Source organism: Treponema sp. OMZ 838 (assembly GCF_000775995.1).
In the GTDB taxonomy this organism is placed as follows: Bacteria; Spirochaetota; Spirochaetia; order Treponematales; family Treponemataceae; genus Treponema.
Map to the genome: position 1 here is coordinate 626797 of NZ_CP009227.1, position 14171 is coordinate 640967.

General features: G+C 46.1%; 13 protein-coding genes. 11 read left to right on the forward strand and 2 right to left on the reverse strand.

All coding sequences use genetic code 11. The features are described 5' to 3' along the window. Positions 1 to 90: 90 nt before the first annotated feature. On the reverse strand, positions 91 to 2082 hold the full coding sequence (gene uvrB, locus QI63_RS02785; RefSeq protein WP_044013693.1) for an excinuclease ABC subunit UvrB: 1992 nt from the start codon (positions 2080 to 2082) through the stop codon (positions 91 to 93). Positions 2083 to 2400: 318 nt separating this feature from the next. On the opposite strand from uvrB, the gene selD reads away from it, so the two are divergent. From selD to QI63_RS02815, 6 genes are all read left to right on the forward strand, one after another. Next, complete coding sequence (gene selD, locus QI63_RS02790; protein ID WP_044016955.1) at positions 2401 to 3459, forward strand: selenide, water dikinase SelD; 1059 nt, start codon at positions 2401 to 2403, stop codon at positions 3457 to 3459. A gap of 79 nt (positions 3460 to 3538) precedes the next feature. Beyond that, a complete protein-coding gene (locus QI63_RS02795) occupies positions 3539 to 3970 on the forward strand; it encodes a putative toxin-antitoxin system toxin component, PIN family (RefSeq protein WP_044013695.1) in 432 nt (143 codons plus the stop codon). Then, positions 3967 to 4200: a toxin-antitoxin system HicB family antitoxin gene (locus tag QI63_RS02800; protein WP_016670442.1), complete on the forward strand. Its 234-nt coding sequence runs from the start codon at positions 3967 to 3969 to the stop codon at positions 4198 to 4200. The genes QI63_RS02795 and QI63_RS02800 overlap by 4 nt, the downstream gene beginning before the upstream one ends. Before the next feature lie 63 nt (positions 4201 to 4263). Then, a complete protein-coding gene (gene yedF / locus QI63_RS02805) occupies positions 4264 to 4866 on the forward strand; it encodes a sulfurtransferase-like selenium metabolism protein YedF (RefSeq protein ID WP_044013699.1) in 603 nt (200 codons plus the stop codon). A 3-nt stretch (positions 4867 to 4869) separates the two neighbouring features. Next, complete coding sequence (locus QI63_RS02810) at positions 4870 to 5139, forward strand: putative Se/S carrier protein (RefSeq protein WP_016670444.1); 270 nt, start codon at positions 4870 to 4872, stop codon at positions 5137 to 5139. Between the two features lie 17 nt (positions 5140 to 5156). After that, entirely contained in the window at positions 5157 to 6302 is a 1146-nt protein-coding gene (locus QI63_RS02815; protein WP_044013701.1) for an aminotransferase class V-fold PLP-dependent enzyme, read from the forward strand. 705 nt (positions 6303 to 7007) lie between these two features. Here QI63_RS02815 and QI63_RS02830 read toward each other — a convergent pair. Next, a complete protein-coding gene (locus tag QI63_RS02830; protein WP_044013706.1) occupies positions 7008 to 8630 on the reverse strand; it encodes an ATP-binding protein in 1623 nt (540 codons plus the stop codon). A gap of 234 nt (positions 8631 to 8864) precedes the next feature. Here QI63_RS02830 and QI63_RS02835 point away from each other — a divergent pair, with 234 nt between their 5' ends. The 5 genes from QI63_RS02835 to QI63_RS02855 all read left to right on the forward strand — a co-directional run bounded on the left by QI63_RS02835 (position 8865) and on the right by QI63_RS02855 (position 14164). Beyond that, positions 8865 to 9956 (forward strand): BMP family lipoprotein, encoded by a 1092-nt coding sequence (locus QI63_RS02835; RefSeq protein ID WP_044013708.1) that lies wholly within the window; start codon positions 8865 to 8867, stop codon positions 9954 to 9956. 176 nt (positions 9957 to 10132) lie between these two features. Further along, the gene (locus QI63_RS02840; protein ID WP_044013710.1) at positions 10133 to 11638 is read left to right on the forward strand and encodes an ABC transporter ATP-binding protein; all 1506 of its coding nucleotides are present in this window, start codon (positions 10133 to 10135) and stop codon (positions 11636 to 11638) included. After that, positions 11638 to 12738 carry an ABC transporter permease gene (locus QI63_RS02845; RefSeq protein ID WP_044013712.1) on the forward strand — a complete coding sequence of 367 codons (1101 nt, stop codon included), beginning with the start codon at positions 11638 to 11640 and terminating at the stop codon, positions 12736 to 12738. Before QI63_RS02840 ends, QI63_RS02845 begins: the two co-directional genes overlap by 1 nt. A 3-nt stretch (positions 12739 to 12741) precedes the next feature. Continuing rightward, the gene (locus QI63_RS02850; protein WP_044013714.1) at positions 12742 to 13674 is read left to right on the forward strand and encodes an ABC transporter permease; all 933 of its coding nucleotides are present in this window, start codon (positions 12742 to 12744) and stop codon (positions 13672 to 13674) included. Between the two features lie 100 nt (positions 13675 to 13774). After that, positions 13775 to 14164 (forward strand): hypothetical protein, encoded by a 390-nt coding sequence (locus tag QI63_RS02855; RefSeq protein WP_044013717.1) that lies wholly within the window; start codon positions 13775 to 13777, stop codon positions 14162 to 14164. The last annotated feature ends 7 nt before the right edge of the window (positions 14165 to 14171 follow it).

Below are 14171 nucleotides of genomic sequence, written 5' to 3' on the forward strand. Positions count from 1 at the left end.
CAACTGCATGGAACCACGGACATCCCTGTCCGTTCTGATACGTTGAGGACACTTTTTTGCCGTACGACGCAGTAGATATGCCGTATATTTTCAAAAAGAGCCCAATCTTTTAATCTCGTCAATCTTATCACGTACAACCGCCGCCTCTTCAAAGAGGAGCATATCGGCGTATTCAGCCATCTGCGCTTCGAGCTTTTTGATAAGCTTTTTACGGTCGGCGGGGTTCAGAATATTAAAACTGTTGACGAGTGGCTCGGTTTCGGCGCGGGCGGCTTCTTTTTTGATTTCCGTTTCGCGTACCAAAATATCTTCAATCGATTTTTTTATGGTTTTAGGCGTAATGCCATGCTCATCGTTGTAGGCTTGCTGAATTGAACGGCGGCGGGTGGTTTCTTCTATTGTTTCCTTCATCGCGTCGCTGATACGGTCGGCATACATCACCACGCTGCCGTTGGCATTACGCGCCGCCCGCCCGACAATCTGTACGAGGCTGGTGGTTGACCGCAAAAAGCCGATTTTATCCGCGTCGAGGATACCGATAAACGACACTTCCGGTAGGTCGATGCCTTCCCGCAGGAGGTTAATTCCGATGAGCACATCGAACTCACCCGCCCTCAAGCCTTTGAGGATTTCTACCCGCTCGATGGTTTCCACCTCGCTGTGAATGTACTTTACCTTTAAGCCCAGACCGGTGAGGTAGTCGGTAAGGTCTTCCGCCATCTTCTTGGTGAGGGTGAGAATGAGACTCCGCTCATCCTTTGCGATGCGCTTTTTCACCTCACCGTAGATATGCTCCATCTGCCCCTCGCTCGGATGAATTTCGATGAGCGGGTCTAACAGACCGGTCGGGCGGATGAGCTGCTCAACAACGCGGGTAGAATATTGCAATTCTTTGGGTCCGGGTGTTGCGGAAACAAAAACCGCCTGATTGAGCATTGTTTCAAACTCATTGATTTTGAGCGGGCGATTATCCAGCGCGCAGGGGAGCCGGAAGCCGAAGTCCACAAGGTTCTGCTTGCGGCTGCGGTCGCCTTCGTACATCGCGCCGATCTGCGGAAAGGTTACGTGGCTTTCATCCATAAAAAGGAGGAAGTCTTTTGGAAAGTAATGAAAAAGCGTTGCAGGCGGCTCACCGGGTTTGCGGTTTGCGATCGGCGCTGAATAATTTTCTATCCCCGGGCAATGCCCCATCTCGGAGAGCATTTCGATATCGTATTCGGTACGGGTTTTCAGCCGTTCAGCCTCAAAGAGCTTTCCCTGCGCCGTGAGCGTTTCCAAACGGGCATCAAGCTCCTGCTTAATCCGCTCGATGGCATTGGGGATAGCATTCTCCGGCATAACAAAGTGCTTTGCCGGATAAATCGAAAGCTCTTCGTATTCTTGGCTCACTTCGCCGGTCAGCGGGCTAAAGCGGCGGATACGCACAATCTCTTCCCAGTCAAACTCGATGCGGTAGGCTTCTTCCATATAAGCAGGGAATATTTCCATCACATCGCCCTTCACACGGAACCGTCCGCGTTCCAACACTGCATCGTTGCGCTCATATTGCAGACTGATCAGCTGCTTTTTGAGTTTACCGGGATCAACGGTCTGCCCTTTTTCTATGGTAATGCGTAAATCGCGCCACGATTCGGGCAAACCTAAGCCGTAAATGCACGACACTGTTGACACAACGATAACATCCCGCCGCTCCATCAAACTGAATGTTGCCGAAAGCCGCAGCCGGTCTATCTCATCGTTAATCGCAGCGTCTTTTTCGATATAGAGGTCTCGCGCCGGGACATAAGCCTCCGGCTGGTAGTAATCATAGTATGAAACAAAGTATTCGACGGCGTTTTCCGGAAAAAAACCTTTGAACTCGCGGTAGAGCTGCGCCGCAAGCGTCTTGTTGTGGCTGATAATCAGCGTCGGCTTTTGCACCGCTTGAATGATATTCGCCATCGTAAAAGTCTTGCCCGAACCGGTAACACCTTTGAGCGTTTGGAACCGGTCGCCGGCAAGTATGCCGTCCGCAAGCTGCCGTATCGCATCGCCTTGGTCACCCGCAGGCTGATAATCCGCCATCAGTTTAAACTGTTTCATAATGGATGAGATTGTACTGTATTCTGTAGTTTATTTCTATGATTTTGGTACGGGTACACGAAAATACGCAGTAAAGAATGTAATATCACCGCCGTCCGTGACACGTTCAAAAATTGACCTCCTTGTCAATTTTTGAACGCGAGTTTTTGCTGTGCAAAAACATCGCTGCTGCGTGGAACTACTGCCATCCTTGGCAGTTCTGGTCGAATAGTTTCAATTTTTCCGTGGGGGGTGTTAAAAAAACGGCCTGATGCGTTTATCCTGGGTGTAGTCGGAAATTTGCTTGTAAAAAGCATCCCCATATATTATAATAAATCCGTGGAAAATTATAATAAATCCGCGAGCGGACAGGGCGAGGCGCTTTTTGTCTGCGGCGGATGCAATGCAAAAATCGGCGCCGGTGTTTTGAGCGCCTTACTGAAAGCACTCCCCAAGACTTCACACGAAGGATTATTGGTCGGCTTTGACAGCTCCGATGATGCGGCTGTTATTCAGCTGACACCCGATATAGCGGTCATCCAGACCCTTGATTTTTTCCCGCCAATGGTAACCGATCCTACCCTTTTCGGGCAGATTGCAGCAGCGAATGCTTTAAGCGATGTGTACGCGATGGGAGGCGAGCCGGTATGTGCAATGAATATTGTCTGCTATCCTGAGGAAGCAACCCGCGATAATGCATACGCGGCGCTGCAAAGCATTTTAACCGGCGGAGCGGAAAAGGTAAAAGAAGCAGGCGCTGCGCTGGTGGGCGGGCATTCCATTCACGACCCCAAAATAAAATACGGACTTTCCGTGATGGGAACAATACACCCTGAGCGCATTTGGCGGAACAACACCCCGCAGGCGGGAGATGTGTTATTTTTAACCAAAAAACTGGGGATCGGGATTATCACCACCGCCTACAGCGCAGGAGAAGTCCCCCGTTCTGCCTTTGACGAAGCCGCTGCCTCAATGACCTACCTCAATAAGTACGCAGCCGAGGTTCTCCGGAAGTTTACCGTTCATGCCTGCACTGATGTAACCGGTTTCGGCTTGAGCGGACACCTTTCGGAAATGACCGGCACGGATTTTACCGCCCGCCTTGACGCAAACCGTATTCCTTATATCGAGGCAGCGTATCAGGCAGCCGGTGAATTTTTGCTTACCGCCGGCGGACAGCGGAACCGGAACTTTGCCCAAGGAAAAATTCACTTCGGCATAAAAGATTTTGCGCTCGAAGAAATCATCTTTGACCCGCAAACCTCAGGCGGTTTGCTCTTTGCCGTCAGCCCTGCCGAAGCGGAAAAAATCAGACCAGCCTTTGCCGAGGCAGGCATCAGTCTATTCCAAATCGGTGCCATTGAACCGCGTGCGGATTATCCGATTGTGGTGAGATAATGGTTACTTAGTATCTATGGAGGAAAATGCTTACAAGATTAACATTGACAAATAATTGGTATCATATATAATACCAATTATGGATGTTCCAATAGTCGTTATAGATACAAATGTTATGCTATCGGCATTAAAAAGTGTAAATGGAAAGTCAAATCAGTTATTACAAGAAATCGGTACCGGTAGATTTGATTTTGCTATTTCAGTTCCGCTTATTTTAGAATATGAAGCAGTTTTGAAAAAACACTTAAATAGAGCATACTATTCCGATGCTGATATTAATGATTTTTTAAATTATATATGTCAGATTGGAAAGCATATAAAACTATTCTATTTGTGGCGGCCATATTTAAGAGATGGCTTTGATGATCATATTTTGGAGCTTGCGATTCATTCAAACAGTGAGATGATAATAACATTTAATAAAAAAGATTTCAAAGAAGCGGAACAGTTAGGAATCGTTGCGCTAACACCGCGGGAATTTATGGATATATTAAATGGAGGTCAAAAATGAGCACATTGAGTATTAGAATCCCGGATTCATATCACACAATGATAAAAGAAGTTGCTAAAATCGATAACATTTCAATAAATCAATTTATTGCCGCTGCAATAGGAGAAAAATTATCGGCACTACAAACGGAACAGTATATTGAGCAACGGGCAAAAAACGGATCGCGAGAAAAGTTTTTAGCTGTTTTACAAAAAGCTCCTAACAGCAAACCTGAAGAATGTGATGTATAAAACCGCGTGCGGATTATCCGATTGTGGTGAAATAATGGTTACCAATATCTATGGAGGGAAATGATGATTGAAGTAAATGCGATGGGCAAAGTGTGTCCCATTCCCGTCATTATGACGAAAAAAGTATTGCGCGAAAACACTGCAGGAGAAAACATCCTGATACGGGTGGATAACGAAATTGCGACTCAGAACCTGACCAAGATGGCAGGGCAGCTGAATATCAAAGCAAGCGTTACCAAGCTGAACGATGCGGAATATACCGTACTCTACGACTTTCAAGGCTGCGAGGCTTGTGCTATTTTGAACGACACAAGCGTGTTGGAACAAGGCGCTGACGAATATGTTGTGGTAATCAATTCTGATAAGATGGGCACCGGTGATGAAGGCTTCGGCACAAAGCTGTTGGAAAACTTTGTGTATGCGCTGACTGAACAGGATCGCATTCCTAAAATGGTGGTAATGTATAACTCCGGTGTCCGCCTTGCAACCGAGAACGAAAAAACCGTCAACGATTTAAAAACCTTGCAGGAAAAGGGGACGGAAGTGCTTGCGTGCGGGCTGTGTTTGGATTTCTACGGCTTAAAAGAGAAACTGCAGGTCGGTTCGGCTACCAACATGTACCGTATTACGGAAATTATGCGTACCAATAAGGTCGTAAAGCCCTAAGTTATGCAGAACGAAGTATTTTGCGTTATTTCATTTGATAGTACTCATCAGGCAATCGCAGCGGAAATGGCAGTGACCGGTCTATCCGGCGCCCGCCTGATCCCGCTCCCTCCGGAAATTTCAGAAGGCTGCGGCATGGCGCTGCGGGTCAACCGTGAAGATGCTGAAAAAGCGGTTGACTTATTAAAAACAAGCGGAGCCGCGTATCAGGATGTGTATACCCTTACCGTCCACGGTGCAGACAGAACCGCGGTGAAGATGTCTGGGAAATAGTCAGAAGGGTAAGTAGTATGATTTATTTTGATAACAGTGCGACAACGCTCCATAAGCCCGACAGTGTTGCGGACGCAGTGTATAACGCGATTGCCTCTCAGCAGTTTGCAAATCCGGGACGTGCTGCGCATAAAACCGCCCATGCGGCGCTCGCCTCTTTGTATAAAACCCGTGTTGCCGTTGCCCGTATTTTCCATATAACAGACCCGCTGCAAGTTGCACTGTGCCAAAATGCAACGGCAGCTTTGAACCTCGTGCTCAAAAGTTTGTTCGGAGCAGGCGATCACCTCATTACCACTGCACTCGAGCATAACTCCGTCTTGCGTCCGCTCTATCAGCTGGAAAATCAGGGGGCGGAGCTTTCGATTATCGGCTTTGACCTTGAAACAGGCGAACTTGACTATACGGCAATGGAAGCACAGATACGGAGCAATACCAAGGCGATTATTGTTACCGCCTGCTCCAATGTTATCGGCGCCGTTCCCGATATGCAGAGAATTTACGGCTTATGCAGAAAGAATGGGTTGACGCTGATTATCGATGCATCCCAAAGCGCCGGCACCATGCCGATGGATATTTCGCAGTATGAACAAACCATTGTCTGTTTTACCGGACACAAGGGGTTGTATGGCCCGCAGGGTACCGGCGGCATCGTCGTGAACGGCGACTTTGCTTTTAAGCCGGTGTTTTCCGGCGGCAGCGGCATTCATTCTTTTGACAAAACACACCCCGCAACAATGCCTGATGTCTTTGAAGCCGGTACCATGAATGTGCCTTCCTTTGCGGGACTGACGGCAGGATGTGCATATATCGAACAGCTTGGACAAGAGAACGCCGCTGCGTATTTAGCAAAGCTGCGCGCATACTTTTTCAAGCTCGCTGCAGACCTTCCATTTATCACGCTCTATGCACCGAACGTACAAAATGCCGGTCCTGTTATCGGGCTGAACATTGGAACCGTGCCGTCTTCTGAAGTGAGCCGCCTCCTTGATGAACGATACGGCATTGCAACCCGTCCGGGTGCCCACTGCGCTCCGCTTGTGCACCAGAGCTATAAAACGGAAGCGCAAGGGATTGTCCGCTTCAGCTTTTCTACGTTTAATACGACGGAAGAGATAGAGGCGGCCGTGGACGCTCTTGGGGCCATCAGCGAGTCCTTTTGAAATATACGGTGCATCTGCGTTGTCGCTTCACAAAAAACAGTCCTCGACGTACAACAAGTACGCCTGCGGGTGTTTTTTGTGCGCTCCTAGCATCTACACCGTCTATTTCAAAAGGCTTACGGAAGAGCTTTTTTCAGAACGGACAGGGATGTCCGTGGTTTCAAGCAGTAGCAATGTTTTTGTGCAGCAAAAACTCGCGTCCAGAAGTGTACACGGATGTACACTTCTGGACAGGCTATTTCAAAAGGCTTACGGAAAATGTGTTTTCAAAAGCGGTAGAGGTGTGTGCATCTACTTCGTGCTGCACAAAAATAAATACTTGACGTTTCAAAACGGACAGGGATGTCCGTGGTTCTACGCAGTAGCGATGTTTTTGCGCAGCAAAAACTCGCGTTCAAAAATTGACAAGGAGGTCAATTTTTGAACTTGGCACGGATGCCACTGGTTCCACTCAGAAGCGAGTTTGTTTACAAACTCGTAGCCCAAAATGAACATCCGTGTTCATTTTGGGCGAGGATGTCCGTGGTTCCACTCAGAAGCGACGTTTTTGCTTCGCAAAAACTCGCGTCCAGAAGTGTACACGGATGTACACTTCTGGACAGGCTATTTCAAAAGGCTTACGGAGAGTATGTTTTCAAAAGCGGTAGCGGTGTGTGCATCTACTTCGTGCTGCACAAAAAGGATCGGTACGGGATTTAGCTTGTATCACCGCAGCTCTACTTTCCACTCTTTGATGGTACGCTTTTCTTCATCAAATCCTGCACCGATGAGCACAATCTTTTTCCCGTCTGCCTTGTGCTGTGCAGCATAACCGTTCTTTTTTATCTGCACGAGGGCATCTTCTGCGCTACCGTTACCGGAGAGCTTAAACTCAAAGACATAGATGCTATCAGCAGTCGTAACTATACAATCGGCCCGACCAGTTGAACAATGCACCTCTGTCTGTACAAACTGCCCCATCAGCGCAAAGACGAGATACACTGCTGTTTGGTAGTTCTGCTCCCGCAGTTTCAGGTTTTCTGCGGTGAAGTTGTCATATGGAATACTTGAGATAATCGCTTGCATCCGCTCCATAAACTCATCCACTTTGCCATTACGGATGTCCTGTACAAAGCGTCCTATCCATACCCCTGTTTGACCGAACGGTATATCGGAGTATGCCGGTAACAGGTTTTGTAAAAAACCGTACCGTACCTCATCATTCGGAAACCCCAGCTGATACAGCCTCAAATCGTTGATATATCTCTTGATAGTTAAATACCCTGCTTGAAACAGGATAGGCAACGTATCTTGTGCTACTGCCCGGTAGGTTTGCAAGCCATCCTCATCAAGTTCAACTTTTCCGTCCAGATCGGGGATATAATAATGCGCTTCTTTTAAAAAGTTGACTAAGAAAGTCGGCGTTCCCGTACCGAACCAGTAACTTTTTAGCTCTTTATCATCAAAAGCATTGAGAATGCTATAGGGATTATACATTCCTTCCCCTGCCGGATGGAACAGATAGCCGTCATACCATTGCTTTAGGGCTGCAAGTGCCTGCGGATAGTCGAGCTTTTGTTTTTCTGCAAGTGCTTGTATCTCCGGTTGAAAATTTGTTTCAAGCTCTGTTTGACTCATACCGCAAATGCCAGCATAGGTTTCATTGAGGCTGATATCTTTGAGATTATTCAAATCGCTAAAAATACTGATCTTGCTAAACTTGGTAACACCAGTGAGAAAGGCAAAGCGGATATATTCATCACAGGTTTTAATCACCGAGTAAAATGCTTTGAGCGTATTACGGTAGTGTTCATTCAGCTCTTCATTTATTCCCATCGTTTGTAAAAGCGGTTTATCGTATTCGTCTACAAGAATAACTACCTGCTTGCCGGTTTGTTGATAGGCAGCCTTTATCAGCCGTTCAAAACGTGAGGCAAAAAACGGCTTTTCCTCTTTTGCAACGAGTATACCGTATAGGCTTTCCTGCTCCTTTAATAAAGAATCGAGCCGTTCGCTCAAAGCTTCGCTTTCAAGATACTGTCCAATATTAAAGTCAAAATACAGCACCGAATATGCTTGCCACGGGGTTCGGTTTTCTTGTGCAGCCTGCTCCTCTTCTGCTTTTTCAAGATACAAACCTTTAAACAGCTCTTTTTGCCCGCGGAAATATGCCGCTAAGGTTGAAAGAAAGAGGCTCTTACCAAATCGCCGCGGACGGCTGAGGAAATACACCTTACTGCTGTTTGCTAACCGAAAAAGGTATTCCGTTTTATCCACATAAAGGAAACCCTTTTCCCGTAAATCTTTAAAGCTCTGCACGCCGAGCGGCAGTTTGCGGGTAATGTTCATAGCAATAGTATAGCAGGGTTATCATCTTTTGCAAATATACGGCACATCTACCGTCAAAACTATACATCCGTGTATAGTTTTGACTACGAGATGGCGGTAGTTCCCAGCAGCGACATACGGTCTGAGATATTCAAAAAACTCTGATGCGGTTATCCTATAAAAGAATATATTAACGATTTGACACGGTATTTTTATTGGGGTATACTTAATAAACTTATTTGAGGAGGCGCAAATATGCGAAAAATAAGCTTTAAAACAGTAATGGGAACAGCCATGCTGGTATTCAGTGCCTTTGTCATTTGCTCATGTACAAAGAGCGAAGAACCGGCAAAGAAAGCTATGAAAGTCGGTATGGTTACCGATGCGGGAACGATTGATGATAAATCATTCAATCAGGGGACATGGGAAGGCATTATCCGTGCAAAAGAAGAACTCGGCGTTGAAATTAAATACTTAAAGCCGGTCGGAACAACTGAAGCGGACTATGTAAAAGAAATTTCCAACCTTTATGATTCAGGGTATAAATTCATCGTTTGCCCCGGATTCAAGTTTGAAACTGCAATTTTCAAGGCTCAGACAAAATATCCTGATGCAAAGCTCGTTATCATCGACGGTAACGCTCACCCCGCCGATTCGTATGACGCTCAAAACGGTCCGAATACCATCGGTATTCTTTTTGCCGAACAGGAAGCAGGTTTCACAGCAGGTCTTGCCGCAGCACTTCAGTTAAAAGAAGGCCGCTTCGGATTTATCGGCGGTATGGAAATTCCGGCTGTCCAGAAGTTTAACTGGGGATGGCAGCAGGGTATCAAATACGCCAATGAAAATCTCGGAACAAACATCGAAATGCATCCGGAAGATTTCGTATATCAGGGAACATTCAGCGACATTGCGGCAGGCCAGCAGATCGCAGCTTCTATGTTTGACCGCGGTGTTACCTGTATCCACGCAGCAGCAGGCGGTGTCGGCGTTGGTGTTATCAACGAAGCGAAAGCACGCCGTCAGGTCGGAAAAGACGTATGGGTTGTCGGCGTTGACGTTAATCAGTATAACGAAGGCTTACTCCCCGATGGAAAGTCGATTATTCTAACCTCTGCAATGAAGTATGTAGACCGTGCATCCTATGATATGATCAAAGATGAACTCAACGGCAAATTCCAGGGAGGAACGACACTTGTTTTAACTGCAAAAGAAGATGCGGTCGGTATTCCTGCTGAAAATCCCAACCTTTCCGATGATGTACAAAAGAAAGTAGATGAAATTTATCAGCAGATCAAATCTAATGCTATCGTTGTTGCCGACAAGCAAGGCGATTTATTCCGTTAATCGATAAGCATTTCTTTTTGCGAATCCGAGGCTGTATGAATGTATACACCTCGGATTTTTCTTTAATTGTTTATAAGGAACCTCTGAAAACAGAGGTTTTTAACACCAATAATTAGATAAAAGTTTACAGTGTAAATAAAGGAAGGCCTGATCTGTCTGAACAATATGCTATCGAAATGCGCCACATCCGCAAGGAATTCCCCGGTATTGTTGCAAATGATGATATAACATTGCAGGTAAAAAAAGGGGAAATCCACGCAATTCTCGGGGAAAACGGCGCAGGTAAATCCACTCTTATGAGTATCTTATTCGGTTTATATCACCCCGATGCGGGAGAAATCCTCGTCAACGGTAAACACGCGGTTATCAATAATCCGAATGATGCCAATGAACTCGGTATCGGTATGGTACACCAGCATTTTCAGCTTGTACATAACTTTACCGTTACCGAAAATATTATACTCGGAAAAGAAGGCGGTTTTTTTCTTGACCTGCATAAGGCCGAGACAAAAATAAAAGATTTAAGCACCCGATACGGATTACAAATCGATCCTAATGCACGCATTATGGATATAACGGTTGGTATGCAACAGCGTGTAGAAATTTTAAAAATGCTGTACCGCGATGCGGAAGTGCTCATCTTTGACGAACCGACCGCCGTTTTAACGCCGCAGGAAATCGAAGAACTTATCCAAATAATGAGGAATCTGGTAAAAGAAGGAAAATCCATTATCCTCATTACCCATAAATTACAGGAAATTAAGGACGTTGCAGACCGCTGCACCATTATACGGAGAGGAAAGTTTATCGATGTGATAGACGTTGCAACCACTTCAAAAAATGAGATGGCAGCAAAGATGGTCGGACGTCCGGTTGAATTTAAGGTGCAAAAAGCGCCGGCACAACCCGGCAAAGTCGTACTCGATATACAAAATCTCAAAGTTATCGGTGCAAAAAAAGTACCTGCCGTCAATGACTTTTCGCTGCAAGTACGCAAGGGTGAAATCGTCGGTATCGCAGGTGTAGACGGAAACGGGCAAAGCGAGCTTGTTCATGCACTTTCGGGCTTAATGCCGGTTGCGGAAGGATCTGTTCTGCTTTGCGGTAAGGATATCACAAAAACATCAATCCGCGAACGCAACGAATCGGGTATGGGCTTGGTTCCCGAAGACCGTCAAAAGCACGGTTTGGTTATGCAGTATTCCATTGCGGAAAACACCATCATTAAATCGTACTACAAAGAACCTTTCCAAAAGCACGGCTTCCTGCATAAAAACAAGATGTTCTCATTTGCAGGCGATATCACCAAACAATTCGACGTCCGTTCGGGCGAAGGCGTTTATTCCGCAGCACGGAACTTGAGCGGCGGTAATCAGCAAAAGGCTATCCTCGGACGCGAAATAGCCCTCGATCCCGAATTACTGATCGCCGTGCAGCCTACCCGCGGTTTGGACGTCGGCGCTATCGAAGCAATCCATAAAGAATTGGTAAAGCACCGCGACAGAGGACGGGCTGTTTTACTCATTTCTTTTGAATTGGACGAAATCTTCAACTTGTCGGATCGAATTGCGGTCATGCACCGCGGCGCTTTAACCGGTATCGTCCGCCCTGAAGAAACGACCGTTGAAGAAGTAGGCTTGATGATGGCCGGAGATAAGCACAAACATGGAGGCCAACAGTGATGATAAAAAAACACACGGCTCTTGCGGATAATACCCTTGTAATCAGCCTTTCTGCCGTATTGCTCGGTTTAATTGCAGGAGCAATTCTCATCCTTTTTATCGGAGAAAATCCTGTTATTGCCTTTACCTACCTTTTCCGCGGCGGTTTGATGAACATCGAACGTATCGGAAATACGCTTGCAACTGCAACGACACTTTTATTAGTAGGTCTTTCCGTCTCATTTGCATTTAAAACCGGTCTCTTTAATATCGGAGGTTCGGGGCAGATGCTGATCGGCGGATTGCTCGGCAGTATGTTTGCCTTATCTGCAACCGCTATGCCTCGGCCGCTCTTTTTTATTTTACTGATTCTTATCGGTGTTGTGAGCGGTGCTCTTTGGGGTGTCGTTCCCGGCTTATTAAAAGCGCTGTTCAACGTACACGAAGTTGTTTCAACTATTATGATGAACTGGATTGCCTATTGGCTGGTATTTTATATCGTACCGGGTTACTTAAAAGCGGAATATCTTGAAACGGAAAGTAAATCCATTGCCGTTACCCGCTCGCTTCGTACCCCATGGCTTACCAACTTGTTCAGCAGCGAATACGTAAACTACGGTATCTTTCTCGGCATTCTTGCAATGATTCTCCTTAAAATCATCTTGGATAAGACAACCCTCGGCTTTGAATTAAAAGCAGTCGGATATAACCGCAACTGTGCGGAATATGCAGGGATTAAAGTAAACCGGAATATCGTTATTTCGATGATGATTGCGGGAGGTCTGTCGGGCTTGGCCGGGCTCACCTACTACACCGGCTATGCGCTGAATATGCAGATCGGCGTAATGCCTTCGCAAGGGTTTGACGGTATCGCGGTTTCTTTACTCGGAGCAGGGACACCGATCGGAGTAGCACTCAGTTCAATTTTCTTCGGTGTGCTGCACGTCGGCAAAGGCTTTATGAGCGCGAACACTATTGTTCCACCGGAAATTGCAGACACTATCATTGCGGTTATTATCTATTTTACTGCAACCAGTTTGCTCTTTAAACGCTTCTGGGGAATGATTTCTAAAAAGATACGCACACGCCAAACAGCAGGGCTTTCTGCAGAGGAGGTATAACGTATGTGGCATATTTTAACCTTAATTTTTCCCTATGTGATTGCATACACAATTCCTCTTTTGATTACTTCCCTCGGAGGATTATACAGCGAACGGAGCGGTGTTACGAACCTCGGCCTTGAAGGACTTATGCTGATCGGCAGTTTTTCCGCAGCAGTTGTAATTAATTTATTGCAGCACTCCGTTCCGGCAGGGATTGTGATTCCGATAGGATTGCTCGCAGCGGCTATAGCCGGTATCCTTTTTTCGTTGCTACACGCTTTTGCATCGATTACACTAAAAGCGGATCAGGTTATCAGCGGTACCGCTATCAATATGCTTGCCGCCGCATTGACGATTTATATTGCCCGTACCGTAACGGGGTCAGGCAACGTGCGTGTTGCAAGCATTATCCGACAGGACATCCCCGGGCTTTCAAAAATTCCCGTATTAGGACCACTTTTCTTTTCGCAGGCATACTGGAGTACGTGGCTAGTATTGGCGATACTGATTTTATCATGGATACTGCTGTATAAGACGTCATTCGGATTACGGCTGCGTGCCTGCGGCGAGCATCCATCCGCTGTTGCGAGCGCCGGTATCAATGTACACCGGATGCGGTACTTTGCAGTATGTGCGAGCGGTGCACTTTCCGCATTAGGTGGTGCCATTATCCTCGTAACCTATTCGGGAGAATTTAACGGCAGCGTAGACGGCCTCGGGTTCTTGGCTATCGCCGCTTTGATCTTCGGCCAATGGAAACCGTTCGGCATCCTCGGCGCAACCTTCTTCTTCGGGTTTGCCCGTACCGTTGCGAACGTCTCGCAGGTTATCCCCGCTTTAAGCGGCATACCGCCGGTATGGCTCAAGATATTCCCCTATCTTGTTACGCTGATAGCCCTCGTGCTGTTCAGTAAAAACTCCGCCGCTCCCAAAGCAAACGGAGAACCGTATTAAAAAATTACCCCTTACACCCCGGCGCTCTGCGTCGGGGTATGTTATTGATACTGTGATATTATCCTTGAGGTTATAATAGCCTGCAAAAGCAAAGAACTAAATGACCGAAGAAAAGTTTACTTCACTAATATTTTTATATGCATTAGTAAATTTCATTTTATTTATTTTATATAGATTTACACAGAGATTCAAAATAGTACATCGATTTCTTTCACTTATTGACAACCTCATTTTCAGCCTCTTGCTCGGTTATGGTTTTTATCGGGCAAATCGATTGTTTGTACTTTTGGTACCGAGCGTATTATTAATTGTGTATCCTATTGCTTGGGGACTGAATAGAGAATTATCAGATGAAGAGCTGGATTCTGTAGTAATATTGAAATCGCCATTTCCAATAAAACAAGAAAATAGAATAAAATTAAAAATTGCATTTATCCATTTTGTAACATTCCCATTTTATTATTTATTGGATAGTTGGAGTGCAAGATAACATCGCT